Here is a 26162-nt window from a genome sequence, read left to right as displayed (position 1 = left end):
TGGCAGAACAACTGGGATGAGCTTACCGTGTTCTTTGAGTTCCCAATCGAGATCAGAAAAATCATCTATACAACAAACCTTATCGAAAATCTTAATGGAAAAATACGTAAATACACCAAAAACAAGTTGTCCTTCAGGACAGATCAAGCTGTTATGAAATCTGTATATTTGGCAATCAGAGAAGCAACTAAGAAATGGTCTATGCCAGTAAGAAACTAGGGAATCATACTTAATCAGTTCTTAACTATATATGATAAAAGGGTTCAACTCTAAATATTAATTAAAGTCAAACCCAAGTTATTTTAACTTGCACACTTTTCAGGATAGTGTCTTTCATTATAATAAGATGCTTATCTGCATTCCATTTTTCCATTGGTGTAATACGTCCCAACAAGCCGTGAAGCCTTCTATTGTTATAAAATTTCACCTAACGTTTTAGTATCTGCTCTATTTCCCCAAAATATTGATAATCGAACCTTCTAAAGACTTCTTTTTTTAATATTCCGTGATAGGCTTCAATATGTGCATTCTCCTCTGGTGTTGCAATGTGTGTAAACTCTTGCTGTACTCCTATTAAACCTAAATATTCACGTACTTTTCTTGCTATAAATTGGCTTCCGTTATCACTTCTAATAACCACATTGTCAGGATAATAGTAGTCTTCAAACAACTCAGATAATAGTACTATTACATTGTTTTGTTTAATATTAAAAGAGAAATAGTCCTTTAATATTCTACGCGTATGAACATCAATAACAGAGAGCAAATATGCATTTTTACCCACACTTGGTATCCAGACCATTTTTATGTCCATCTCTAAGCACTCTAAAGGTCTAGAGGTGTTAACTTTTCTAAACTTCGCAAACTTACGCCCACAACCACTTCTGTCTATTCTATGGTCAAGCTTTAATAAACCTTCTTCTTTCATAATCCTGTATAGCTTTTTATGATTGATAGTATAACCATCCCTGGTTAAATAACTAGTCATTAATCTGTATCCACAATCTATAAATTCGTGCTTCAAAATATCTTTTACAGCAACTACTACAGCTTCTGGTGAGACCAAACCTTTATTCTTATAAAAGGTATGTGTCGATGGCTTGTTTCCCTTTCTTCCATTACTGGTACTTTGTAATAACTACTTGGCACAATACCAACCATCTTTATAACACTAGTTTTACTACACTTATGTTTATTACAAGTAGCGTCTACTAAATTTTTATTGGATCTGATGTCCCAAACTTTTTTTTAAGAGTTCTCGTTGCACCTCAAGTTCGATGTCTCTATCGCTTAGTAACTTTCGTAACACACGATTTTCTTCCTCAGCCGCTTTAAGTTCCTTGCTTTTAGTGTCATATGTAACCTTTAAGCCAGCTTCTCCCTTGTGCTCAAACTTCTTTTTCCAACTATAGAAAGTACCGGTACTAACGCTGTATTTACGGCAGGTTTCAACAATTCCTATGTCTTCCGATACAGAAAGTATCTCTAACTTCTGTTCTAATGTCCATTTCTTGTATTTCATATCTCAAATATATTAGTTTTGAAATTTAAAATATCACTCCGAACTAATAAAGGGCTAAACTAGGAGCTTTATAAGGCTAGATGGGAAGTTGAAATATTTTTTAGAGACATCAAACAACAGTAACACATCAAATCTTTCATAGGAACCAGTCATAATGCAGTTATGATACAAATATGGAGCGCACTAATTACAATACTAATATTAAAGGCATTGAAAACACAGGCAAAACATGGTTGGTACTTATCTAATCTAGTTGCTTTTATAAGGTTAAATCTATTCGTAAAGGTTGACCTATACAAATGGCTCGATAATCCATTTGCAAAAGAACAACCTCCGCCAAACAAATATATACAAGGGGTTCTTTTTTGAAATTGTAAGGAAATGTACAATCAAACCAGTAAAATGGTTAGATTTGATGTGCCTATTATTTATTTAGGACAGGATTGATTTAAAATATATAATCTTTGTTACTATCTTGTTACTTAATAAAACGCAAAAACCACTTAAACAGATGTTTAAGTGGTTTTTGTAGTACCTGGAATGGGACTTGAACCCACACGTACAAAGTACACACGGCCCTCAACCGTGCCTGTCTACCAATTTCAGCACCCAGGTAAATAAAAAAAGTCCTTAATAAATTAAGGACTTTCTCGTTAACAATTGTTGTGATCTGGCTGGGGCTCGAACCCAGGACCCTCTCCTTAAAAGGGAGATGCTCTGCCAACTGAGCTACCAGATCTTCGTGTTAGCGGCTGCAAATATACCGCTTTTTATTTCTTCCAACCTAATTTTTTTTAGATTATTTTTAAAAAATCTTATTTTTAATTAGAAAAATATAAAAAATGGCGTTTAAAATAATCTTATTAGGATATATGGGGTCGGGCAAATCTACTGTAGGTCAGTATCTTGCAAGCGATATCTCTTTTGATTTCTTAGATTTAGATTTTGAAATAGAAAAAGAAGAAAAAATTAAAGTTTCTGAAATTTTTCAGACGAAAGGTGCAATTTACTTCAGAAAGAAGGAAAAAGAAGTTTTAGAAAAATTGATGAGTTTAGATAAAAACATGGTTTTATCATTAGGTGGTGGTACACCATGTTATTTTGATTCTATGAATTTTCTAAATAATCTAGAAGATGTAAAGACGGTTTATTTAGATATTCCTATACCTATATTATCTGATAGGTTGATGAAAGAGAAAGACCAAAGACCTCTTCTACAGAATGTGAATTCTGAAGAAGAGATGTTAGAATTTATAGGAAAGCATTTATTTGAACGTAGACCATTTTATAATCAGGCCAGTTTAAAAATAAAAGTAGATGAAGAAACTGCAAGTGAAGTTGCACAGCAAATAGCGGCTAGTTTATTCTAGCATCACACTAAAGGGCTTCTTTTCTAATTGTACCTCTATATGTTCTTCTATAGTAGTAGAAAGAGAGAGGCCTTTAAAATCTGCTTTTACTGGGTACTTTTTGTGGTTTCTATTTACTAATACAGCTGTTTTTAAACGATCTAGTGGTACATTTAAGAAGTGCTTTACCGCATATATTAAGGTAGTACCACTATTCAGGACGTCATCACAAATAATTACTCCTTTGTTCTCGTAGTCACTAGTAGGTATACTGGTTTGAATAGCTGCAAGTGGGTTGGTCTTATCTATGGTTACTTTGCACAAAATAATTTCTGTGTCTATTATTTTAGATAGAGCCTTTTTAAGCTCTTTTGCAAATGTATAACCGCCGCCCACTATTCCTGCTAGTATGATGCGGTCGTGGTTTAAATATACTTCGGCTATTTGATAAGCAATTCTTCTTATTTTATGTTGTACCTGATTATGGTCTAGAATTTCATTTTTAATCATTTCTTTTTCATATTTATTAGGAGTTCCTTTCCTTTTCTAGAATTTTCAGATGTCTGGCATCTATTCATTTCAATGATATCAAATTTTTTCTCAAACAACTTGATATATTCTTCTTTATTTCCTGTGTATGGCGGTTCCGTTCTTTGAGAGTCAAAATCAAATAGAACACCTTTTACATGACCATTCTCATTTAATAGATCATGACATTTTTTTATATAGCTTTCGCGAAAGCGAGTTTCCAAAGCACAAAAGAACGTTTGTTCTAATATTAGATCATACTTCCCAGTGTGTTGAAAGAAATCATCTTGTACCGTTTTAAGGTTATCATTAAGTAAAAACTTCTTTTTAAGCGACTCTAAAGGCTGGCTAGCAATATCGAGTACGGTAACATTTTTAAAACCTGATTCTATTAAATAAATCGCTTCATAAGAATTGCCAGCTCCAGGAATTAGTATTTTACTGTTCTTGTCACGCAAATTATCTATAATATGGGTAAGCGGTAAAGATGGATGGCCTAGATCCCAACCGGTAGAGTTGTTCTTATATCTGTTTTCCCAATAAATTTTACCGTGCTTCATTCTTCTTCCTCTTGGTTCAAGACATTAGTAAGATCTCTACGATCTTTTTTAGTAGGTCGTCCTTCTCCTTTAATCCTGTAGTAATCCTGATTTAAGGCTATAAGTTTCTTTGCATCAAAATTTTCTTGAGGCGTACGATCTAGTCTATATAGGCTAACAATCTTGTTACCCACACGGCCGTCTGGTAGATCTAGTACTTCTACCTTATATTCTATTTGATCTTTACGCAATTGAATAATGTCGCCAGGATATACATCTCTAGCAGGTTTTACAATAGAGTCATTTACTCTAATACGACCTTTTTTTGCGGCATCTGTCGCTTTACTTCTGGTCTTATAGTATCGTACACTCCATAAATATTTGTCTACTCGCATAAGAAGCTTTGTTATTAAACGTTATCACATCACTACAAAAATAGTTGAAAATACTATCTTTGATCGCTTTAAAAATTGATGATGAAAAAAATTAAGTATTTATTATCCTTTCTTGCAATAGGAATGGTGTTGGTCTCTTGTGGGTCTGACGATGATAACGATGTTGTAATAAGAGATAGGAATGAGGTGTATACAGAAGATCTTGCAGAATTGCAGGAGTATTTAAATACTCATTTTTATAACTATGAAGAATTTGCAACTAACCCTGCAGGTGCAGATTTTAATATAGTATTTGACACTATAGCAGATGTAAATGCTGGTAAAACGCCACTTGCAAGCCAGGTTAACTCTAGGGTTTTAACTAGAGATGGTATAGATTATACTTACTTTACATTAAACGTACGTCAGGGTGGTGGTGCTTTGAGTCCTACGTTTGCAGACAGTACGCTGGTTTCTTATGAAGGGTTGTTATTGGATAACAGTGTGTTTGATGGATCTACTAATTCTATATGGTTTGATTTACCTGGAGCAAGTGTCTTTGGTGGTGTGGTAGATGGATTTGCTGCTGGTGTGTCAGAATTGAATGAGGCAACTGCCATAACAGCAAATGCTGATGGTACTTTTTCTTTTACAGACTCTGGAGTAGGAGCAGTTTTTATGCCTTCTGGATTGGCTTATTTTAGTACGTCTCTTACAGGTATACCTGCTTATTCTCCTATTATTTTTACTTACCAATTAAGAAAAGTTAATTTGTCTGATCATGATGGTGATGGTATTCTTTCAAGATTTGAAGATCTGGATGGTGATTTAGATTTACAATCTCCTGACGATAGAGATAATACTGATGAAGATTTAATAGGTGGTTTTAACTATCTAGATGCAGATGATGATGGAGATGGAGTGCCTACTATTTTTGAGAACCCAGATCCTAATGGTGATGGTGATCCTAGCGATGCTGAAGATCTTGATGGCGATGGAATACCTGGTTATTTAGACTCTAATGAGGTAAATATCGATATCGATGGTGATGGTATCCAGAATAGATTTGAAGGTCCAGATCCTAATGGTAATGGTAATCCTAGCGATGCACTAGATACAGATGGAGACGGTATCCCAGATTATCTAGATGATGACGATGATGGTGATGGAATACCTACAGCTTTAGAAAATGCAGATCCTAATGGTAATGGAAATCCAGATGACGCTTTAGATTCTGATGGTGATGGTATCCCTGATTATCTAGATGCAGATTCATAGAGAATACTTCTCATAAAAGACTTTATAAAAAGGAGCTTCATTCTACATGAAGCTCCTTTTTTTATGTCAATTCAGTTGTGATTTTCGCAAATGATATTTCTTTAGGTTTGATTTATTGCAAATTTAAATGTGATTATCGCTATAAGTTTGAATTATAAAATTACAACTTATGAAAGCATTTCTTATTACTACGATAGCTATACTAGCTGCATGTTCCTTATCTGCTCAAGATTATTATGACTATGATGAGGTTGATGCTCTCGAATCTTCTTTAGAAAACTCGTTTTTGAAAATAGGTGTAGGTTATTGGTTGCCCAATGGAGAGTTATCTCAATTTATTGATAATTCACCTCTGTTTGAATTGGCTTACGTTGTGCTAGATTCAAAAAGAAATAGATCTTTTGAATTAGGAATACAGCTGGCTGTACCACAGCAAAAAGAGTTTTTTCTAATAACAGATGGAATAGAGGATTTTGAGGTAGAGGCTACATCTGTTATAAACGGATATATAAAGTTTAATAAGTATATCTATCAAAAATCTAATGATAAGCTAGGTTTGGGTATTGCTCTAGGGATAGCTTCTATATTTGTGGATCCGCTAGAAACTGCAGGAACGCAAGCGCTAGATTATGATAGTATCAATTCTGTATTGATAGCACCTGGTCTATCTTGGGACCATACCTTTAATGATAGTTCTATGGTGCAATTTTCTATGGACGTTCAATACACACCATTTAAGATGGAGAGAGCTGTTACTAGAAATTTAAATTCTTTTTCTATAGTTCCAAAAATAGCCTATCGTTTTTAAAATAGGCTAAATAAAAAAGAGTCTTTAATATGTTATTAAAGACTCTTTTGATTTATGAGTGTGAGTAAATTACTTTCTTTTAATTACCGCTTCAGCTTTAAGAGCGATATTTTCAGCATTTAAGCCATATTTTTCTAGTAATTGTGCTGGTGTTCCACTTTCACCGAAGGTATCGTTAGTCGCGACAAATTCTTGTGGAGTAGGATGGTTAAGAGATAAAGTTCTCGCAACACTTTCACCTAGACCGCCTAAGAAATTGTGTTCTTCAGCAGTCACTACGCAACCTGTTTTCTTAGCAGATTTGATTATAGCTTCTTCGTCCAGAGGTTTTATCGTGTGAATGTTAATTACCTCTGCGCTTATTCCTTTTTCATTAAGAGCTTTTGTAGCTTCTAGCGCTTCCCAAACTAAGTGTCCAGTAGCGATAATAGTTACATCAGTTCCTTCTTGTAGTAAAACGGCTTTTCCTATTTTAAACTCTCCGTTTTCTGGAGTAAAGTTTGCTACCTTAGGACGACCGAATCTTAAATAAACAGGTCCGTGGTGGTCAGCGATAGCTAGAGTTGCCGCTTTAGTTTGGTTATAATCACAAGTATTGATTACTGTCATGCCTGGTAGCATTTTCATCAATCCTATGTCTTCAAGAATCTGGTGTGTTGCACCATCTTCACCTAGAGTTAATCCAGAGTGAGAAGCACATATTTTTACATTCTTGTCAGAGTAAGCGATACTTTGTCTGATCTGGTCATATACACGACCAGTAGAAAAGTTTGCAAACGTACCAGTAAAAGGTATTTTACCACCTATAGTCATACCAGCTGCCATTCCCATCATGTTAGCTTCAGCAATACCTACTTGGAAAAAACGCTCTGGATGATTATTTGCAAAAGCATTCATTTTAAGCGATCCAGTAAGGTCTGCACAAAGTGCTACTACGTTTTCGTTTTTTTGTCCTAGTTCAGTAAGTCCATCTCCAAATCCGGATCTCGTGTCTTTACTTCCTGTGTTTTCGTAAATTTTCATATCTAAAATCTGCCGGGCAGATGCTCTTTTAAATTAATAGTCGCCTAAGGTTTCTGGATTCTGTCTTAATGCCTCAGCAAGTTGCTCGTCATTAGGAGCAATTCCATGCCATGCATGAGATCCCATCATAAAGTCTATTCCATTACCCATTTCAGTGTGTAATAAAATACATATAGGTTGCTTTTTACCTGTAAGAGTAAGAGCTTCTTTTATACCTGCAAGAACAGCGTCTACATCGTTACCTTTTGTAACCGTCACTACTTTCCAGCCAAAGGCTTCAAATTTATCTCTTAGATCGCCTAGTGCCAGTACTTGGTCTGTGCTACCGTCTATTTGCTGTCCATTAACGTCTATAGTAGAAATAAGATTGTCTACATCGTTTGCCGCAGCATACATAGCAGCTTCCCAGATCTGACCTTCTTGTAATTCACCATCACCGTGTAAAGTAAAGACAGTTTTTGTGTCACCGTTTAATTTCTTTACAGCAGCTGCACCTATAGCAACACTCATTCCTTGACCTAAAGAGCCACTTGCTATACGTACACCAGGTAAACCTTCATGTGTAGTTGGGTGACCTTGCAATCTTGTGTTTAATTTTCTAAAAGTACTTAACTCTTCTACAGGGAAATATCCTGAGCGAGCTAATACACTATAGAAAACTGGAGATATGTGACCGTTTGATAAGAAGAATAAGTCTTCATTAACACCATCCATGTTAAAAGATGGGTCGTGATCCATAACCTCGTTGTATAGAGTTACTAGAAATTCTGTGCAACCTAGCGATCCACCTGGGTGTCCACTACTTACGGCGTGTACTTGTCTAACGATATCGCGACGTACTTGCGTTACTAAATCTTTTAAGTGCTGTGTATCAGCCATTTTGGAGTTTTTAAATGATCCTTCAAAAATAAGACTATTGACTTATAAGATGGTTTAATACTTTGGTCAGTTATTAACGATATGATAGGTTTTGTGAACAATAGTACGTAAATATGTAAAAAGTATGCTAGTTATAAGGTAGGGAATGGGCTGGATGTTGTTCTCGCTTTCGCGAAAGCGAAACATATCAAAAACTCTTAACGCTTAATTCTTAACTCATAACTAACAAATAGTATCTTTGCCATTCATGAAATTTGATTTATTACAAAACGATCCAAAGAGTCAGGCGAGAGCTGGAGTAATCCACACTGACCATGGGAAAATTGAGACGCCTATATTCATGCCGGTAGGTACGGTAGGTACGGTTAAAGGAGTTCACCAGCGCGAGCTAGAACAAGAGATTAATCCAGATATTATTTTGGGTAATACATATCACTTGTACTTGCGCCCAGGAACTGATATTCTAGAAAAAGCTGGTGGACTGCACAAGTTTATGAATTGGGATAGACCTATTCTAACTGATTCTGGTGGTTACCAGGTGTATTCTTTAAGTTCTAATAGAAAGATAAAAGAAGAAGGTGTAAAGTTTAAGTCTCACATCGATGGTTCTTACCATACGTTTACTCCTGAGCGTGCGATGGATATACAGCGCAGTATAGGTGGAGATATTATCATGGCTTTTGATGAGTGTACGCCTTATCCATGTGATTATAATTATGCACGTCGTAGTATGCATATGACTCATAGGTGGTTGAAGAGATGTATTACTCGTTTTGACGAGACGCCAGATCTTTATGGACACAAGCAAACGCTTTTCCCTATTGTACAAGGTAGTACTTATATAGATTTAAGAAAGCAAAGTGCCGAGGCTATCGCAGCAACAGAGCAATTTGGTAACGCCATAGGTGGACTCTCTGTAGGTGAACCTGCTGAAGAAATGTATGCCATGACTGAAGTGGTTACTGCTATTTTACCTAAAGAGAAGCCACGTTACCTTATGGGTGTAGGTACGCCTATTAATCTATTAGAAAATGTAGCATTAGGTGTAGATATGTTTGATTGTGTAATGCCTACTCGTAATGGTCGTAATGGCATGATCTTTACGGCTCACGGTACTATGAATATGAAGAACAAGAAGTGGGAAGAAGATTTTTCTCCACTAGATCCTGCAAATTATGCATGGGTAGATACGGCTTATACTAAGGCTTATGTGCGTCATCTATTTACGGTTAATGAAATGCTAGGTAGACAAATTTGTACCATACACAATCTTTCTTTCTATTTATGGTTAATGAGAGAGGCGCGCAAACATATTCTTGCTGGAGATTTCTCTACGTGGAAGGATAAAATGGTAAAACAATTAGATAACCGACTCTAGTGTTAAGTATATTAGATAAATACATATTAAAAAGGTACTTAGGTGCATTCTTGCTGTTACTGGCATTGTTTTTACCTATTATGGTAACAGTGCATATTGCAGAAAAGGTGGGTAAAATCATAAGTAAGGATGTTCCTGCTGGTGAGGTTTTTGTGTATCTGTTAGATTTTACTGTGTATTTTTCTAATTTCTTATTTCCTTTATTCCTCTTTATTTCTACCATGTTTTTTACATCAAAACTGGCTATGAATACAGAGATAATTGCCTTTTTAAGTTCTGGTGTTTCGTTTAATAGATTTTTACGTCCTTATATAATAGGTGCGAGTATAGTCTGTGTGGGTGCGTTGATTTTTAGTGCTGTATTTGTGCCAGACTCTGCCGCAGGGTTTAATGAGTTTCAGTACAAATACTTTAAACGTGGTGGTGATAAAAAAACGACCAATGTTTTTAGGCAAATAAATGATAACGATTACATTTATGTAAGTAATTACCAGTCTTCTAGTCAGACAGGTTTTGATTTTACACTGGAACATTTTGAAGAAAATGAGTTGAAGTATAAAATCTATGCCAACCGTATAAAGTTTAAAGACAGTACCTACACTTTAAGTGGATATAAGAAAAGAATCATTCTTGAAAATGGAGAGAAAATAGAACGTGAGCAGAAAAAAGACACGCTCTTTGATTTTGACATTGCAGAACTCACACCATCAGAATATATAGCGGAAACCTACCAGTATGCAAAGCTTAATGAATTTATAGAGTTAGAAGAAAAGCGCGGTAATGCAAATATGAATATTTACTATGTAGAGAAGTACAAGCGTACCTCGATACCGGTAAGTGCTTTTATTTTTACCATAATAGCAGTCGCAGTGTCATCTGTTAAAAAGCGTGGTGGTATGGGAATTAATCTTGCTATAGGTATAGTGATAGCGATGACTTATGTTTTTCTCGATAAGGTATTCGGTACCATTGCAGAGAAAAGTACCTTTGATCCATGGATAGCCGTATGGTTTCCTAATATATTCTTTGCCATAGTGGCACTTTTCCTGATAAGAAATGCGAGACGATAAATTACTCAATTACCTTCACTTACATCTTATAGTATTTATTTGGGGTTTTACCGCAGTATTAGGTGCGTTAATAAGTATCGAGTCTATACCGCTAGTATGGTGGCGCATGAGTATTGCAGTAGCACTCATATTTATCTATATGAAATGGAAAAAAATTCCATTACAGTTAGTAGGTAAAGGAGCTTTACCGCGCAAACGTATTCTAGGTTTCTTATTAGCAGGCGTGGTAATAGCATTGCACTGGGTTACTTTCTTTGGTGCAATAAAAGAATCTAACGTTTCTGTAACACTGGCTATGCTGAGTATGGGAGCGTTTTTCACAGCGTTGCTAGAACCTATATTTACTTCTAAGAAATTTGTGTGGTACGAGCTTATTTTTGGAGCAGTGATAATAGGTGCACTATATTATATTTTCCAGATAGAGACGGAGTATGTAACAGGTATGATATTAGGATTAATAAGTGCTTTTTTGAGTGCTGTATTTTCTATTATGAATGTAAAATGGGCAAAGGATCATCCGCCATCGTTGATATCATTTTATGAATTGTCTAGCGGTGTGGTATTGCTTTCTACCTTTTTTATATTCTTGCCAGTAGATTTTGTACTACCTACAGCACTTACTCAAATGGACTGGTTGTGGTTAGGTATTCTAGCTTCAGTTTGTACTGCTTATGCTTTTATAGCAAGTGTAAAAGTGATGAAGGTGTTGAGTGCTTATACCGTTATGTTAACCACAAATTTAGAACCGGTTTATGGGATTTTTCTAGCCTATCTTATTCTAGGAGATTCTGAAGAAATGACACCACAATTCTATATAGGTGCCTTAGTTATTCTAGCGGTAATCATAAGTAATGGAATATTGAAAACACGACTAGCTAAGAAGTAGATGTTGTTTCCTATTTAATGACATAGGCAGGCAGTACTCTTTTATAGTAGGAGACTTTACGTGTTTAGTGAATATTGAGCTTAATTATTCATCTAGGGTCATTCCGTTTTAAGTAAAGAATTCATTGCTATTTTATATCGTTTTGAAAAGTTGTTGTTTTGAAGTTCAAATATCTTTAAATCAGTTTTTTAGTGTGTTGTTTTAAAGTGTAGAAGTCATGATTGTTTTAGAATTAGGTATAGTTTCAAAATCAATTAGACGTATACTTCAACTCATATCACTATATTTGTTGACCCAAAATATGAATTCCCTAATATGGAGTATTTAGAATTTGAATTACCGATTAAAGAGCTGGAAGAAAAGCTTCAGCAAACACTAGCGATAGGACAGGAAAGTGATGTAGATGTTAGTGCAACCATTAAACAAATAGAGAAAAAGCTTAAAGCAACTCGCAAAGATATATATGCTAACCTTACGGCATGGCAACGTGTACAAATGTCACGTCATCCTAGCCGTCCATACACCTTAGATTACATAAAAGCTATATGTGGTGATACCTGGTTAGAACTACACGGTGATCGCAATGTTAAAGATGACAAAGCGATGATAGGTGGTCTAGGTAAAATAGGCGAGCAAAGTTTCATGTTTATAGGTCAGCAAAAAGGTTTTAACACAAAGACACGTCAGTACCGCAACTTCGGTATGGCAAATCCAGAAGGTTACCGCAAAGCACTTAGATTAATGAAAAGTGCCGAAAAATTTGGTGTGCCTGTCGTAGCATTAGTGGACACTCCAGGAGCTTATCCAGGTCTAGAAGCTGAAGAGCGCGGTCAAGGTGAGGCTATTGCTAGAAATATTCTTGAAATGACACGCCTTAAAGTACCTATTATCGTTATGATTATAGGTGAAGGTGCAAGTGGTGGAGCACTAGGTATAGGTGTAGGTGATAAAGTAGTCATGTTAGAAAATACATGGTACTCTGTAATCTCACCAGAATCTTGTTCTTCTATTTTATGGAGAAGCTGGGAATACAAAGAAAAAGCTGCCGATGCTCTTAAACTGACATCAACTGATATGAAAAAGTTGAAGCTAGTAGATGAGATCTTACGCGAGCCACAAGGAGGAGCGCATAAAGATAGAGAGACTATATTTAAATCTGTTGCAGACTGTATTCTTAGACAGTACGACGACCTTAAAGATCTAGATTCAAAAGAACTAGTAGATAGTCGTATGGATAAATATGCAAACATGGGTGTTTATAAAGGATAATCCTTCCTTTTACAAAACCATATTATATCATAAAGCTACAAAGTTATATCTATAATTTTGTAGCTTTTTTAACCGCTTGTTTTTAATTTTAAAGTTAAAAGACTTATCAACTTAACAAGCGTATTATAAATCAATAATTATTTTTTGGTAGTAGTGAAGTTTACTAGCTTTCAAAAAACAATCGTGGTTATCAACATGTTATCAACGTGTTTTATGGTGCGATTGTTGACTACCTTATCATAACCCTATTCTAATAAACCTTATTTAAAACCTACTTTTGAGTTCTATGGAAAAAGTTCAAGCACGCGCTAATAATGTATCAGGAAACACCTCTGTTGTCACCCTAGAGAAAGGTAAAATACCGCCTCAGGCAGTTGATTTAGAGAAGGTTGTGATAGGAGCGTTGATGATTGATGGTAAAGGAGTAGATGAGGTTATCGACCTGCTTTCTCCAGATGTTTTTTATCAAAAAAGCCATCAATTTATCTTTGAAGCCATTGATCTACTCTTTAAAGAAGGAAAACCAGTCGACTTATTAACCGTTAGTGCTCAATTGCGTAAAATTGAAAAACTAGAGGCTGCTGGTGGTGACCACTATCTTGTACAGTTATCTCAATTAGTAAGTTCTACAGCGCACATTGAATTCCACGCAAGAATTATTCTTCAAAAATTCATACAGCGTAGTCTTATTAAGATCTCTACAGAGATTATTAACGAGTCTTATGAAGAGTCGACAGACGTATTTGATTTACTTGATAAAGCAGAATCAAAACTATACGAGGTTACCCAAGGTAACATAAGAAAAAGTACAGAAACTGCCATGGACTTAGTACGTCAGGCAAAAGAGCGTATTGAAGAAATTGCAAATCGTGATGGTCTATCTGGTATACCTACCGGTTTTACAGATCTAGATAGATTAACGAGTGGATGGCAGCCGTCCGATTTAATTATTATCGCTGCACGTCCAGGTATGGGTAAAACAGCTTTTACACTAAGTATGGCTCGTAATGTGGCTGTAGGTAGTAATATACCGGTCGCATTTTTCTCTCTGGAGATGAGTTCGGTACAGTTAATTACACGTTTAATATCTTCAGAAACTGGACTGAGTTCTGAAAAGCTTAGAACAGGAAAGTTAGAAGCGCATGAGTGGGAACAGTTAAACGTAAAAGTAAAAGATTTAGAACGTGCTCCTATTTTTATTGATGACACACCATCGCTTTCTATCTTTGACCTGCGTGCAAAATGTAGAAGACTTGCCTCTCAATATGGTATCAAGTTAATCATGATTGATTACCTGCAGTTAATGACCGCGCAAACAGGTGCCAAAGGTGGTAACCGTGAACAAGAAATTTCAACTATCTCGCGTAACCTTAAAGCACTAGCTAAGGAACTTTCTGTACCAGTAATAGCACTATCACAGCTGTCTCGTGCGGTAGAATCTCGTGGTGGGTCTAAACGTCCACTACTATCTGACCTGCGTGAATCTGGTGCGATCGAGCAAGATGCAGATATTGTATCCTTTATCTATAGACCAGAATATTATGGCCTAGAAGAATGGGATGACGATGACCGCAGTCCGACTAAGGATCAAGGTGAATTTATAGTAGCAAAACACCGTAACGGTGCGACGGACTCTATACGTTTAAAGTTCTTAGGTCAGTTCGGTAAGTTTGATAACCTCGATCAGTTTTTTGGAGCTCCAGAAGAATTTGGTTCTAAAATGAATGCCGCAAACGACGACACATTTAAACCAGACGCATTTGACTCTCCTAAGGCTGCAAGTCCAGGAGATGCATTTGACATCCCTAACGACGACATGCCTTTCTAGTTCTAAGACTTGATTTAATTATTGCTTTACATCTCGTTTTCAATTCTTATATTAGTGGACTGCTTTTATAATTTAGGAATTAGTGGGTTATAATTCCGCTTTCGCGAAAGCGAGATCAACATAATTATCAAGAATGTTTAAAAGATATTTTTTACTGTTATTACTATGTGCAAGTGGGCTATTTGCACAGGCACAATATTTATTTATCCCAATGGATGCAGACACACAGTCGGACCATTTAAAGGCCTATGGGATATCTTATTGGGTACTTTCTAAAGGGACCAAAGTAAAGTGGTTGCTCAACTATCGTGGTGGTTCTTTTCTAGTGCCTAACGTGCAAGAGATTAAAAACGAGCTGATAGTGAGAGGTGTGAGCTATGAAGAGATGTCTGAGGCAGAGGTAAGCTCTATCCTAGAACTAGTCGCTAGTCCATCGCAAAATATGCAAGAAGTCTTGCTAGAAAAAGCACCTAAAATAGCTGTTTATACGCCTAGCGGTAAATTGCCATGGGACGATGCGGTAACCATGGTTCTTACCTATGCAGAGATACCGTATACAAAGGTATATGATGAAGAAGTACTGTCAGACGAGCTATTGTTATACGACTGGTTGCACCTACATCATGAAGATTTTACTGGTCAGTATGGTAAGTTTTACCGCAATTATAGAGCAGCACCATGGTATATAGAAGAAAAGAAAAAGGCTGAAGAACTAGCGCAAAAATTAGGTTACAATAAAGTAAGTGAAGAAAAGCGAGATGTAGCTCTTAAAATTAGAGATTACGTAGTAGGTGGTGGTTTTATGTTTGCGATGTGTAGTGCAACAGACAGTTTTGACATAGCGCTAGGTGCTGAAGGTGTCGATATTGCAGAGCCTATGTTTGATGGCGATGCAAGTGAGGCCGGTTATCAAAATAAGATAGACTATTCTAAGACGTTTGCCTTTACCGATTATAAACTAGAGCGTTCTCCTATGGTGTATGAATTTAGCTCTATAGACATGACTACAAAGCGTGATATTAAAAGAGAGTTGGATTACTTTTCTTTAATGGATTTTAGCGCAAAATGGGATCCTATTCCTACCATGTTAAACCAGAATCACACCAGTCTAGTTAAAGGTTTTATGGGACAGACCACTAGTTTTTACAGACCTGAAGTAAAGAAAAATGTGCTCGTACTAGGAGAAAATAGAGCCAACAAAGAAGCAAAATACATACATGGAATACGTGGTAAAGGATTCTTTACCTTTTACGGTGGTCACGATCCAGAAGATTACCAGCATAGAGTAGGAGATCCACCTACAGAATTGAGTTTGCACCCTAACAGTCCAGGATACCGCTTGATTTTAAACAACGTATTGTTCCCTGCCGCTAGAAAGAAGAAGCAAAAGACTTGATTAATATAAAGGAGAATAATGAAAGAAGTGGTTAATAACGTTTTGCAAAGTGCAAATGAAAGGATTAAAAATCCCTTCATATTTTCTTTTGTCGTAGCTTGGTTTGCAATGAATTGGGAGGCAATCGCAATTGTGTTTTATTCAAATGAGTCAATAGATCAAAGAATAGTATTGGCAAATAATCATTCAGATATTTATTCTACAATTATTTATCCATTATTAATAGCGTTATTTTATGTAATAGTTCTCCCTTATCTTATGTGGAGTACTGAGTGGTTAATTAAGAAGGCTAAGTATGAGAGAAAGCGTAATCATTACAAAGAAAAGGCTGATGACTGGCAAGGAAGAACATTTGAAGCGGTTGCCGAGAGAAAGTATGAGAATGCAAGAGCAGGAAATGCTGAATTATCGGAGCTTAATTCTAAAATTGAGGGACTTAATAATGAACTAGAAAACAGTAATACCGAGGCTCAAATACTCCGATCAAAAGTAGACGATGCTCAGAAAATGATAATCTCTTTACGCGCTGAATTAGCGGAGAATAAAAGTGTACCTAGAGAAGATTATGATTTGCTGATAAACTTGGATTATCAGTATAATAAATTTGAAAATAGCAGTTCATTCAAAAATTTTGAAAAACTGGCCGTATCAGTCAATAAGTATAATCGAATTCCAAATGATTATTCAGATTTAGCAATCCAAAAATATATAGCTAATGATATTATAAAACGTGATTCTTCTCACGATGATGGTTTTTATTTTTACTATTTAACTTTCAAAGGAGAGTACTTTTTGAAAAAATATGTAAAATCTTTAGAAGATAATGATGCAATAGATTTGATTAATACTAAAGAAAGTTTACGTTAACAGATTGCTAGGAGTTTCCCTCCTGCTGGCGCCAGTATAAACGACCGCTAGTGCCAGTTTGTAACTGGTACCGAGTAGTAGTAAGAAAGGATAATTTAAAAGAATATATAGAAGTCTTTACAGCGATATAAGGGCTTTTTTTGTGGTGTTAAGAAAAGGCTTGTTTAGTTTTAAAATTTTCTACGTCGCGAGCGTTTGTAACGCGTTCTTATGAACTGGGCATTTATAATGCCTATAGCTTTAAAAGAGCATGAGTAAAAGAGTAAAAAAAAGCTAGAAATAGCTTTCCTTTTTTATCATTAAATCAAGATAGTTAAGAATCTATACTATTGATTTGTCTATTTCTAGTAGTTGTTGTGCTTTAACGAGTTCTTGATGGAACAATTCTTCAGTAACCTCAGTTTTATAAAACGGAATCATTTGTTGTAGTTTTTCTAAGCATTTTGGGTCTTCTGCTATTTCTGGGAAAGCTTTTTCTAGAACATCTAGCATTATTTTCACCGATGTAGATGCTCCTGGGGAGGCGCCTAGTAAGCAAGTGATGCTGCCGTCCTTACTTGATATTACTTCTGTACCAAATTGTAGCTGTCCGCCTTTATAATCGTCTTTCTTAATTATTTGAACGCGCTGCCCGGCAACTTTATATTCCCAGTCCTCATTTTTTGCATTTTTATAGAATTTTCTCAAATCATCCATACGGTCATCAAAGGACATGGATACTTGATGGATCAGGTATTGGGTAAGAGGTAGGTTGTCCCAAAAGGTATCTAGCATAGGTTTGATATTACCTGTTTTAATAGACTTAAACAGATCTAGATAAGAACCTTTCTTTAAAAACTTAGGACTAAAACCAGCAAATGGACCGAATAGTAACTCGCGTTTTCCATTCACATACCTAGTGTCTAGATGCGGTGTACTCATAGGTGGGTCGTTAGGTCCTGCCTTAGAATATACTTTACCTAGGTGCTGTTTAATAATTTCTTCATTCTTACAGACTAGCCATGCACCACTTACTGGAAAACCACCATAACCTTCTTTCTCATCTATTTCTACTTTTTGAAGTAGCAATAAACTACCGCCACCAGCGCCTATAAATACATGATGAGCACATAAATGTCTCTCGTTACCAGTAATGGTATTCTTTGTAATGACATCCCATTCTATATTATGATCAGGATCTACATCTTGTACCTCTTCATTGCAACTAACAGTAACGCCATATTCGTTTTCTAAAATGTCAAATAAATGTCTAGTCAGCGCTCCAAAATTCATCTCTGCACCACGATCTATACGTGATCCAGCCATAATATCGCTACCATCTCTATCTTCCATAATTAACGGAAACCACTCTTTCATCTTTTCAATGGAGGTACTATATTCTATGGTGTTAAACATAAAGTGTTCCTTCATTTTTTCATATCGGTGCTCTAGATATTCTACGTTATCCTTACCGTGAACCCAGCTGTTATGTGGTACAGGATTGATAAAAGATTGAGGGTCTTTGATAAGATTTTGATCTACTAGAAAACTCCAGAATTGCTTAGACATCTCAAATTGTGTACAAATATCCACCGCTTTTTTAATGTCTACCGTTCCGTTTTTTTCGGGACAGTAATTAAGCTCACATAGTGCACTATGTCCTGTACCGGCATTATTCCATGCGGCGCTACTTTCTAGGGCTACGTCATCTAGACGTTCTAGAATTAATATGTTATGATCTGGTTTTAATATTTTGGTAATTAAAGCTAGTGTAGCAGTCATTATTCCTGCGCCTACACATATAAGGTCGTAATCTTTATTTTTCATTCCTGTAGAAATTGTTGTTCTAAAGATAGATAATAAGTAGGTGGTTTTACCTTAATGAGTAGATGGATGTTTGTCTCGCTTTTGCAAAAGCGGAATGTCTAATTAAATTGTAAATAGATAGAAAATAAAAAACCCTGATAATCAAAAGATTATCAGGGTTGCAGCGGAGAAGGAGGGATTCGAACCCCCGGAGGTGTGACCCTCGCTGGTTTTCAAGACCAGTGCATTCGACCACTCTGCCACTTCTCCAGTCTATTAAAACAAAAAAGCTTTTTGTTTTAGCGGTTGCAAATATATAATTAAACTTTTAAAAATCGGCTATTTTTGAAATAAAATAAAGGTTTTAATTTTAATTTATTATTAATGGGTTGATAGTTAAAAGGTTGTAACCAGGTGATTTGTTTAAATAAATACGATAGATTCTTCACTCACCTAATTATAAGGGAAAAAAACGTGAAATTTAATTTTTATCGTGTGATAAGCTGCTTTCTCCTGTAATAGGGATCACCTTGCCTGTGTACGTAGGTGATTTATCTATATTAAGTTCCATCCATGCTTTTATGTTAGCAAGCCATTCTCTTCTTGCAAAATGACTGTTGCCAGGGTATTCACGATTATCTGCAACATAACCTTGAACATCTAACCCCATTTTTTTTGCGATGTAAACAGCACGTGGTAAATGAAATTCTTGTGTGAATATGATAGCGTTGTCGACTTTAAAAACATCGCGTGCTCTAAACATGGTGTCGTAGGTGTCAAAACCTGCATGATCTAAGAAGATATCCTCGTCTGGTACGCCTTTATCATTTAGATAATTTTTCATGGCATTTACTTCGTCATAGTTTTTCTCACCATGATCACCACTGAGTAGAAATTTCTTAAACTTTTTATTTTCATAGGCTAGTAGTGCCGCATCTACACGATCTTGTAAAATAGGAGAAAGTGTCTTGTCTGGTTTTACACTAGCCCCTAGAACGATACCGGTATAAGCCGTTTTTAACTCGCTAACATGAGTTGTGATAACGTCTCTAGAGGTACGTTTTACATGTAATTGTAAAATAAGTATACCAGCGAGACCTATTATAATACCGAATACTAGTATGTTTAAGAGTCTGCGCATATTATAGGATAGAGGTAGGGTTTTTATTATCGTCTATTGCGACAAAGGTAAAAGTACCTGTTACAACCTTTTCTCTAGAGTAGCTGTACATGTCTTCCATATAAATGCTGGTTTCTACTACACAACTCGTGTTTCCTACTTTAGAAATTTTCCCTACCAGCTCGATAATGCTACCTTGAGGAATAGGTTTTTTAAAATCTATCTTATCTGTACTAATAGTCACTACCTTTTTTCTAGAAAACCTCGTAGCGCATATAAAAGAAACTTCGTCCATGAGATGCAACGCGGTACCACCAAAAAGGGTATCGTAATGATTTGTTGTATTAGGAAAAACGGCTTTAAAAATACTTGTTTCTGATTCTTTAATACGTGTATCGATGTCTTGCATTGAAATAAGTTATTGGAAAGCTAATAAAAGATCTTTTCCGTAGGTTATTTTTACGTTTAAATAAGGAAGATGTTTGGTGTAGATTCCGCTTTCGCGAAAGCGAAACTAACATCCATCTCTCGATCACAAATATAACGCATCATATATATGGATAGTATAGAAAGTTTACAATGGAGGTATGCAACAAAGAAATTTGATGCTGATAAAAAGTTATCGTCTGCACAGTTAGATGTACTAGCGCAGGCATTTAACTTAACAGCAACTTCTTATGGTTTGCAACCTTGTAAGTTAGTTATCGTTACAGACCAAAAGGTAAAAGACCAAATGGTGGCACATTCTTATGGCCAGTTGCAGGTTAAGGGCGCTAGCGCGGTACTTGTGATATGCATTACAGAGGTAGATGAACCGTTTATCGATTCTTATTTTAAGCTGGTTAAAAAAGTACGCAACACTCCAGACGAGGTTTTAAATCCTTTTAAGGAGTTTTTAATAGATAGTTTTTCAAATAAAAACACATTAGAGATTGAGCAATGGGCAAGGAGTCAGGCTTATCTTATTTTAGGTAATCTACTTACAGTTTGTGCCCATGAACAGATAGATTCCTGTCCTATGGAGGGTTTTGTGCCAGAGAAAATGGATGAGCTTTTGAATCTAAAAAGTAAAGGATTAAAAAGTGTGCTATTGCTTCCTGTGGGACATCGCTCTACTGACGATTTTATGGCTCAACTTAAAAAAGTGCGCAAGCCGCAACAAGAAATGATTTCATACGTTTAGAAAGTGGCAAGATAATTGTCTGTTATCTACTATTAATTTACCTTTGAATTGAAAATTTAAACAAATGAGACTACTTTTTATTCTTCCGTTTTTACTTTTTTCCATGGCCGTTAGTGCGCAAGACGAGGCTTCTAACGATGTTCAAGTTGCTAATAGTGAAGAAGTGACTTATGATTTACAATGGTTAACTAGTCTAGACGAAGCTAAGAAAGAGGCTAGAAAAACTAAAAAACCTATCTTGGTTTATTTTACAGGTAGTGACTGGTGTACACCATGTGTTAAACTAGAAAAATACTTTTTTCACACCGATAAGTTTGTAGAAGAATCTGCAAAATATCATATCGTGTATTTAGATAATCCTTATCGCGATGATATCATTTCAGAGAATGAGAAAAAGACCAATAAAAAACTCTCAGATAAATATAAAGTAAAGTATCCAACTATAATCGCTCTAGATTATAGAGGTTCAGAACGCAATCGAGTAGAACGTTTTAGTGGTAATGACCCTCGCTATCACTGGCGCTTTATGGATGAGAATAAATCTATTTTCAGATTATAAGTTGTCAATTATAATATGAGACTAAATAATAAAAAGAGTGACTTTTAATAAGTCACTCTTTTTTTGTTTAGAATTATGTGCCTTATGTAATATGCGAGTTACTTAGTTATTTATTGAATGGTGTATTCTACTTCAAAAACTTCGGATATTCTAAAATATCCAAATGGGTAACGATCTGAATCTGTAGAATTAATAATATTACCTCTGACTACTGCAGGTTGAGTAGCAAATGGACTGCCGCTATCTCCTGCCTGTTGTAATAATACCTCATAAAAATTAAAGCATCTCTGGTCTATTCCCATTATTTTTATAGTTGCAACTGTACCTGGTACAGCATCTTCTACAAAGAATATGGTATCAGCATTATTACCGTCTATAAATTCATCATCACCTATGTCTACCTGGTCATTATCTATGTCGTCATACTTAAATAGATAAAAGTCGCCTAGTCCTGCAGGGTCATCAAAGGATGCCGTTATTTGTAAAAACTCGTCATCAAAACCGTCAAAAGATTCTTGCTCTACACCTGTAAAAGTAGAAGTGCGCTCTAGTTGCTCACTGCTGGTATAGGTGTCTGCTTGGTCCACAATGGTTAGTGTGTAGATGTTGCTATCCTGTAGGTTTATAGTGTTATTAGTATAGATGCCTTGATTACCTGTGGTTGTGAAATTGTGTACTGTACCGTTATCTTCAGTTATAAAAACGGTAGCGTCAGTAACGCTAGGATTTTCTTCTATATAAAAGCCTGCCGTGCGAGTTAATTCTACAATAGAACTAGTGGTGCCGTCTTCCTGTAGTTCTAGTCTAGCATCTATAACTAGTCTAGGGTCTGAATTATTAAGATCTAATTCTACCACATCAGAGCAGGATATGAGAAAAAGTAGAGCGATAATTATGTAAGGTGACTTTTTCATTTTCTTAAAATTTAAAATTATAAGTGACGGCTGGTACGACACCAAAAATGGATAATCGTGTAGCTTCATTTCTATCAGTATCTTCATTTTCGGCAAATGAGATGCTTACTGCATTGCGTCTATTATAGGCATTGTATAAACTGAAAACCCAGCTCGATTGCCATCCTTTTTTCTTATTAGGTTGAGGTGTGTAAGTTGCCGAAAAATCCAGTCTATGAATAATAGGCAGTCTACTACTATTTCTAGACTCAAATGTGGGAACAAATAAACCGTTAAACTCATACTGTCCATTAGGATATGTGACTGGCTGTCCTGTTTGTAAAGTGAAATTTGCGCCAAGGTCCCATTTTTTATTCAGGTCGTAATTTGCTGTTATGGTAAGATCATGGGTTTTATCCCACGCAGCATTATACCATTCTCCATTATTAATGCCTGGTTCTACGGCTGTTCTTCCAGGAGTGCGCTGTTCACTTTTAGAGAGTGTGTAGGCTATCCAGCCTTGTAATTTCCCTTCGTTTTTTCTGAATAAAAATTCTAGACCATACGCTCTGGCTTCGCCTTCTAATAGTATTTGTTCTACAGCATCGTTTGCAATAAGATCTGCACCGTCTATATAATCCAGTCTATTTTTTACTGTTTTGTAAAAAACCTCTGTTTCAATAGAATAATCACCTATGTTTTTAAAAAAACCTGCAGCTACTTGATTTCCTTTTTGTGGTTTAATAAATGTACCACTGGGTGCATATAAGTCAAATGGGGTAGGTGCATTAGTATTAGAGATTAAATGTATGTATTGATTAATACGCTGGTAACTGGCTTTAATACTCGTGTCGTCATCTATAGAATAGGCTATAGAAAATCTAGGTTCTAGATTAATAAAGGATTCTAGTGTCTCACTGCGACTGCTGGAAAAAGTATCTACGGCATCTTCACTTTCATAGATTTCTAACTCTTCATTATAAGAAAGTGCTTCATTATTTTCATAAATATTAAGGCTTTCCTGCCCTAATCTATTAAAATTGCTTATTCTTAAACCTGCATTGATATTTATTTTATCGCTTAGGGTAAACTCGCCGTCTGCATAGATGCCGTTTTCCCACGCATATTTTTTAACGAGTTGTCTTTCATTGATGCCACTGGTAGAGCTGGTAGGTTTAATTTTTCCTGGGTCAAATTCATAGTAAATGGTGTTGATTCCATATCTCATTTTCACCTTATCATTTACAAAATGGGTGAGGTCATACTTTGCATTAAGATTAGAAATACCGCTGTCAAAGGTGAATTCAACAAAGTCTAATTCTAATCCATAATTGTAATCGCTGTAAATAAGCGATGCGTTAGAAAACCACTTATCATTAAAAAGGTGGTTCCATCTCAGGTTTACAAAACTATTACCAAAAGTGTTACTGAAAAGATTATCTACATTAAAAACATCACGACCAAAATAACTGGACATATACAAACGGTTACTATCGTCCAGATTAAAACTAGCCTTAGCGTTTAAATCATAGAAATAAGCGACATTATCCACGTCGAATAGTGGTAAGAATAAATGGGCATAACTACTGCGACCGCCTATTAAAAAAGATGCTTTTTCTTTAATAATAGGACCTTCTAATAACAATCTACTTGCCACTAGTCCTATACCACCAGTACCGCTCAGTTTATTTTTATTTCCATCACGTTGATAGATGTCCAGCACGCTAGAAACTCGACCACCATATCTAGCCGGTATACCACCTTTATACAGTTTAAGATCTTTAATAGCGTCTGGGTTAAATACAGAGAAGAAACCAAATAAATGATCACTTCCATAAAGAGTAGCCTCATCAAGTAGAACCAGATTTTGGTCGGCAGCGCCACCTCGTACATTAAAACCACTAGCGCCCTCGCCAGCATTAGTAACACCAGGTAATAAAGTAAGAGACTTTATTAAGTCCGTCTCTCCTAGTACGACAGGTATTTTTTTTATAGTTTCTATAGAAAGAGCATTCACACTCATTTGAGGTGATTTTGTGCTTAATTTTTCTACATCGTTAGTCAGTATAATCGCATCTAATTCTTCTCCTTGTTCTTTAAGAGAGATGTTTAATTTGAGATTTTCTTCTAGTAAAATCCTACGTTCTATCGTAGCATAACCTATACTGGTAAATTGAATGTTGTAGGTTCCTACAGGCAGTGTGATAGAGTAGTAACCGTATTCATTTGTTATCGTACCTGTTTGTAAATCTGTGATAATAACATTTACGTTAAGCATGGTTTCCCCAGATGCTTCTTCGGTAATGGTTCCTGATAGAGTTGCTTTTTGTGAGTGCGCTTTCGCGAAAGCGAGAACACTAAAAACACTTAATAATATAAACTTTTTCAATGGCTAGAGGTTACAATTTATAAAATAACGGAGGCACAATCAATTTGTTACAAATGTAATGTCTATTGTGATTAGTTCGTGCAGAAGGTAGTTTTTTAAAGATCTGTTTAATTTATTATGCATACATAGTAATACTTTGTTAACTTTGATGAAAACAATATTTATGACCACTTCACAATTCACAAATAAACTATCGTTGCCAGTTGTTGCAGCACCTATGTTTTTAATTTCTGGACCAGAATTAGTTATTTCCTGTTGTAAAAATGGTATCGTAGGTACTTTTCCAGCACTTAATCAGCGTTCTAGTGAAGGTTTTGAAGAATGGTTGATACAGATAAAAGAGGAATTATCCCAATGGGAAAAAGAAACAGGAAAGACGGCGGCACCTTTTGGTGTTAATCTTATCGTTCATGGAAGTAATCCAAGATTAGAAGCAGATTTAAGACTGTGTGTAAAACATAAAGTGCCACTTATTATCACCTCATTAGGTGCTGTGAGCGATGTGGTAGATGCTGTACATAGTTATGGAGGAATTGTATTTCATGATGTAATTAAGAAGCGTCACGCTCAAAAAGCTCAAGAAGCTGGTGTGGACGGATTAATATTAGTTTGTGCAGGAGCAGGTGGTCATGCTGGGACTAATAACCCTATGCCTTTTATAAGAGAGACTAAAGAGTTTTTTAAAGGAACTATTTTACTTTCTGGCGCGATGAGCTCTGGTCAGGATGTAGCTAGTGCATTACAAATGGGTGCAGATCTCGCTTACATGGGTACACGTTTTATAAATACAGATGAGTCTAAGGCGACAGATGATTATCGTGATATGATTATCGAGGCTGGTTGCAGCGATATAGTTTATACAGCTGCTATTTCTGGAGTTAGTGCAAACTTTTTAGGCGCTAGTTTAAATGCAGCTGGTATTACAGAAGAGCAAATGAAGGCCAAGGTAAAAATTGACTTTGGTAAAGAAATGAATACCGAGGCCAAAGCATGGAAAACGATATGGAGCGCAGGACAAGGTAGTGCTACCATTAAGGATTCGGTACCAGTAACTGACTTACTCAATAGAATGAAGGCAGAATTTAAAACAGCCATAGAAACACAAATAGAGAATTTAAAGAAGTACAGTAAATAAATCTATATACTGTTTTAATAAAAGCCTTTTTCATATTTGTGGAAAAGGCTTTTTTTCATTTATATGTTTTCCTTTTATTGGTATGTTCTCTATTACCTTTGTCA

Annotated in this window: 26 protein-coding genes and 3 tRNA genes; 14 read left to right on the top strand and 15 right to left on the bottom strand. The window is 35.8% G+C overall.

Features of this window, described 5'->3' with window-relative positions; translation table 11 throughout:
• A partial coding sequence (locus LY01_RS14405; protein ID WP_146080445.1) for a transposase occupies positions 1-219 on the top strand: 219 nt, incomplete at its 5' end.
• Between the two features lie 208 nt (positions 220-427).
• Here the strand turns inward: LY01_RS14405 and LY01_RS15320 are convergent.
• The 4 genes from LY01_RS15320 to LY01_RS14380 form a co-directional block, all read right to left on the bottom strand.
• Positions 428-928 (bottom strand): DDE-type integrase/transposase/recombinase, encoded by a 501-nt coding sequence (locus LY01_RS15320; protein ID WP_245890759.1) that lies wholly within the window; start codon positions 926-928, stop codon positions 428-430.
• Between the two features lie 291 nt (positions 929-1219).
• Positions 1220-1522: a transposase gene (locus LY01_RS14395; RefSeq protein WP_245890758.1), complete on the bottom strand. Its 303-nt coding sequence runs from the start codon at positions 1520-1522 to the stop codon at positions 1220-1222.
• Positions 1523-2054: 532 nt separating this feature from the next.
• Positions 2055-2137, bottom strand: a tRNA-Leu gene (locus LY01_RS14385).
• A 51-nt stretch (positions 2138-2188) separates the two neighbouring features.
• Positions 2189-2261: transfer RNA gene (locus LY01_RS14380), tRNA-Lys, on the bottom strand.
• Between the two features lie 103 nt (positions 2262-2364).
• On the opposite strand from LY01_RS14380, the gene LY01_RS14375 reads away from it, so the two are divergent.
• Positions 2365-2892: a shikimate kinase gene (locus tag LY01_RS14375; RefSeq protein ID WP_104516710.1), complete on the top strand. Its 528-nt coding sequence runs from the start codon at positions 2365-2367 to the stop codon at positions 2890-2892.
• Here the strand turns inward: LY01_RS14375 and LY01_RS14370 are convergent.
• From LY01_RS14370 to LY01_RS14360, 3 genes are read right to left on the bottom strand one after another with little or no spacing between them, the layout of a single operon-like run.
• On the bottom strand, positions 2884-3381 hold the full coding sequence (locus tag LY01_RS14370) for a phosphoribosyltransferase family protein (protein WP_104516709.1): 498 nt from the start codon (positions 3379-3381) through the stop codon (positions 2884-2886). The genes LY01_RS14375 and LY01_RS14370 overlap by 9 nt on opposite strands.
• Positions 3378-3959: a class I SAM-dependent methyltransferase gene (locus LY01_RS14365; protein WP_104516708.1), complete on the bottom strand. Its 582-nt coding sequence runs from the start codon at positions 3957-3959 to the stop codon at positions 3378-3380. The genes LY01_RS14370 and LY01_RS14365 overlap by 4 nt, the downstream gene beginning before the upstream one ends.
• Positions 3956-4333, bottom strand: a complete 378-nt coding sequence (locus LY01_RS14360; RefSeq protein ID WP_104516707.1) for an RNA-binding S4 domain-containing protein — start codon at positions 4331-4333, stop codon at positions 3956-3958. Before LY01_RS14360 ends, LY01_RS14365 begins: the two co-directional genes overlap by 4 nt.
• An 81-nt stretch (positions 4334-4414) precedes the next feature.
• Between LY01_RS14360 and LY01_RS14355 the strand changes: the two genes are divergently transcribed.
• Together LY01_RS14355 and LY01_RS14350 are read left to right on the top strand one after the other, a co-directional pair.
• Positions 4415-5590 carry an FKBP-type peptidyl-prolyl cis-trans isomerase gene (locus LY01_RS14355; RefSeq protein ID WP_104516706.1) on the top strand — a complete coding sequence of 392 codons (1176 nt, stop codon included), beginning with the start codon at positions 4415-4417 and terminating at the stop codon, positions 5588-5590.
• A gap of 169 nt (positions 5591-5759) precedes the next feature.
• Positions 5760-6398 (top strand): hypothetical protein, encoded by a 639-nt coding sequence (locus LY01_RS14350; protein ID WP_104516705.1) that lies wholly within the window; start codon positions 5760-5762, stop codon positions 6396-6398.
• 69 nt (positions 6399-6467) lie between these two features.
• Here the strand turns inward: LY01_RS14350 and LY01_RS14345 are convergent, their stop codons facing one another.
• Both LY01_RS14345 and LY01_RS14340 read right to left on the bottom strand, forming a co-directional pair.
• A complete protein-coding gene (locus LY01_RS14345) occupies positions 6468-7421 on the bottom strand; it encodes a transketolase family protein (protein WP_104516704.1) in 954 nt (317 codons plus the stop codon).
• Between the two features lie 33 nt (positions 7422-7454).
• The gene (locus LY01_RS14340; protein WP_104516703.1) at positions 7455-8300 is read right to left on the bottom strand and encodes a transketolase; all 846 of its coding nucleotides are present in this window, start codon (positions 8298-8300) and stop codon (positions 7455-7457) included.
• A 247-nt stretch (positions 8301-8547) separates the two neighbouring features.
• Here LY01_RS14340 and tgt point away from each other — a divergent pair, with 247 nt between their 5' ends.
• The 7 genes from tgt (at position 8548) to LY01_RS14305 (ending at position 16994) form a co-directional block, all read left to right on the top strand.
• Positions 8548-9678, top strand: a complete 1131-nt coding sequence (tgt, locus tag LY01_RS14335; protein WP_104516702.1) for a tRNA guanosine(34) transglycosylase Tgt — start codon at positions 8548-8550, stop codon at positions 9676-9678.
• Positions 9678-10748 (top strand): LptF/LptG family permease, encoded by a 1071-nt coding sequence (locus tag LY01_RS14330; protein ID WP_104516701.1) that lies wholly within the window; start codon positions 9678-9680, stop codon positions 10746-10748. The genes tgt and LY01_RS14330 overlap by 1 nt, the downstream gene beginning before the upstream one ends.
• A complete protein-coding gene (locus LY01_RS14325; RefSeq protein WP_104516700.1) occupies positions 10735-11634 on the top strand; it encodes a DMT family transporter in 900 nt (299 codons plus the stop codon). The genes LY01_RS14330 and LY01_RS14325 overlap by 14 nt, the downstream gene beginning before the upstream one ends.
• 315 nt (positions 11635-11949) lie before the next feature.
• Positions 11950-12903, top strand: a complete 954-nt coding sequence (locus LY01_RS14320; protein WP_104516699.1) for an acetyl-CoA carboxylase carboxyltransferase subunit alpha — start codon at positions 11950-11952, stop codon at positions 12901-12903.
• A gap of 286 nt (positions 12904-13189) precedes the next feature.
• Positions 13190-14731 (top strand): replicative DNA helicase, encoded by a 1542-nt coding sequence (dnaB, locus tag LY01_RS14315; protein ID WP_104516698.1) that lies wholly within the window; start codon positions 13190-13192, stop codon positions 14729-14731.
• Positions 14732-14864: 133 nt separating this feature from the next.
• On the top strand, positions 14865-16127 hold the full coding sequence (locus LY01_RS14310) for an asparagine synthetase B (protein ID WP_211289304.1): 1263 nt from the start codon (positions 14865-14867) through the stop codon (positions 16125-16127).
• 18 nt (positions 16128-16145) lie between these two features.
• Positions 16146-16994 (top strand): intermediate filament family protein, encoded by an 849-nt coding sequence (locus LY01_RS14305; RefSeq protein WP_104516696.1) that lies wholly within the window; start codon positions 16146-16148, stop codon positions 16992-16994.
• A 321-nt stretch (positions 16995-17315) separates the two neighbouring features.
• Here LY01_RS14305 and mqo read toward each other — a convergent pair whose 3' ends face one another.
• From mqo to LY01_RS14285, 4 genes are all read right to left on the bottom strand, one after another.
• On the bottom strand, positions 17316-18800 hold the full coding sequence (mqo, locus tag LY01_RS14300; RefSeq protein WP_104516695.1) for a malate dehydrogenase (quinone): 1485 nt from the start codon (positions 18798-18800) through the stop codon (positions 17316-17318).
• Between the two features lie 164 nt (positions 18801-18964).
• A tRNA-Ser gene (locus LY01_RS14295) sits at positions 18965-19049 on the bottom strand.
• Between the two features lie 211 nt (positions 19050-19260).
• Entirely contained in the window at positions 19261-19920 is a 660-nt protein-coding gene (locus LY01_RS14290) for a SanA/YdcF family protein (protein WP_104516694.1), read from the bottom strand.
• A 1-nt stretch (position 19921) separates the two neighbouring features.
• The gene (locus LY01_RS14285) at positions 19922-20308 is read right to left on the bottom strand and encodes an acyl-CoA thioesterase (RefSeq protein ID WP_104516693.1); all 387 of its coding nucleotides are present in this window, start codon (positions 20306-20308) and stop codon (positions 19922-19924) included.
• Positions 20309-20455: 147 nt separating this feature from the next.
• Between LY01_RS14285 and LY01_RS14280 the strand changes: the two genes are divergently transcribed.
• Both LY01_RS14280 and LY01_RS14275 read left to right on the top strand, forming a co-directional pair.
• Positions 20456-21082, top strand: coding sequence for an NAD(P)H-dependent oxidoreductase (locus LY01_RS14280; RefSeq protein WP_104516692.1), 627 nt, complete (start codon positions 20456-20458; stop codon positions 21080-21082).
• A gap of 64 nt (positions 21083-21146) precedes the next feature.
• Positions 21147-21641: a thioredoxin family protein gene (locus LY01_RS14275; protein WP_104516691.1), complete on the top strand. Its 495-nt coding sequence runs from the start codon at positions 21147-21149 to the stop codon at positions 21639-21641.
• Positions 21642-21751: 110 nt separating this feature from the next.
• Here the strand turns inward: LY01_RS14275 and LY01_RS14270 are convergent, their stop codons facing one another.
• A complete protein-coding gene (locus LY01_RS14270) occupies positions 21752-22555 on the bottom strand; it encodes a DUF4249 domain-containing protein (RefSeq protein WP_104516690.1) in 804 nt (267 codons plus the stop codon).
• A 4-nt stretch (positions 22556-22559) separates the two neighbouring features.
• Positions 22560-24923 carry a TonB-dependent receptor gene (locus LY01_RS14265; RefSeq protein ID WP_104516689.1) on the bottom strand — a complete coding sequence of 788 codons (2364 nt, stop codon included), beginning with the start codon at positions 24921-24923 and terminating at the stop codon, positions 22560-22562.
• Between the two features lie 148 nt (positions 24924-25071).
• On the opposite strand from LY01_RS14265, the gene LY01_RS14260 reads away from it, so the two are divergent.
• Complete coding sequence (locus LY01_RS14260; RefSeq protein WP_394340832.1) at positions 25072-26058, top strand: NAD(P)H-dependent flavin oxidoreductase; 987 nt, start codon at positions 25072-25074, stop codon at positions 26056-26058.
• Positions 26059-26162: the final 104 nt, after the last annotated feature.

Source organism: Nonlabens xylanidelens (genome assembly GCF_002934445.1).
In the GTDB taxonomy this organism is placed as follows: Bacteria; Bacteroidota; Bacteroidia; order Flavobacteriales; family Flavobacteriaceae; genus Nonlabens; species Nonlabens xylanidelens.
The sequence above is the reverse complement of the archived record's forward strand: the minus strand, read 5'-3'. Positions and strand labels throughout refer to the sequence as shown.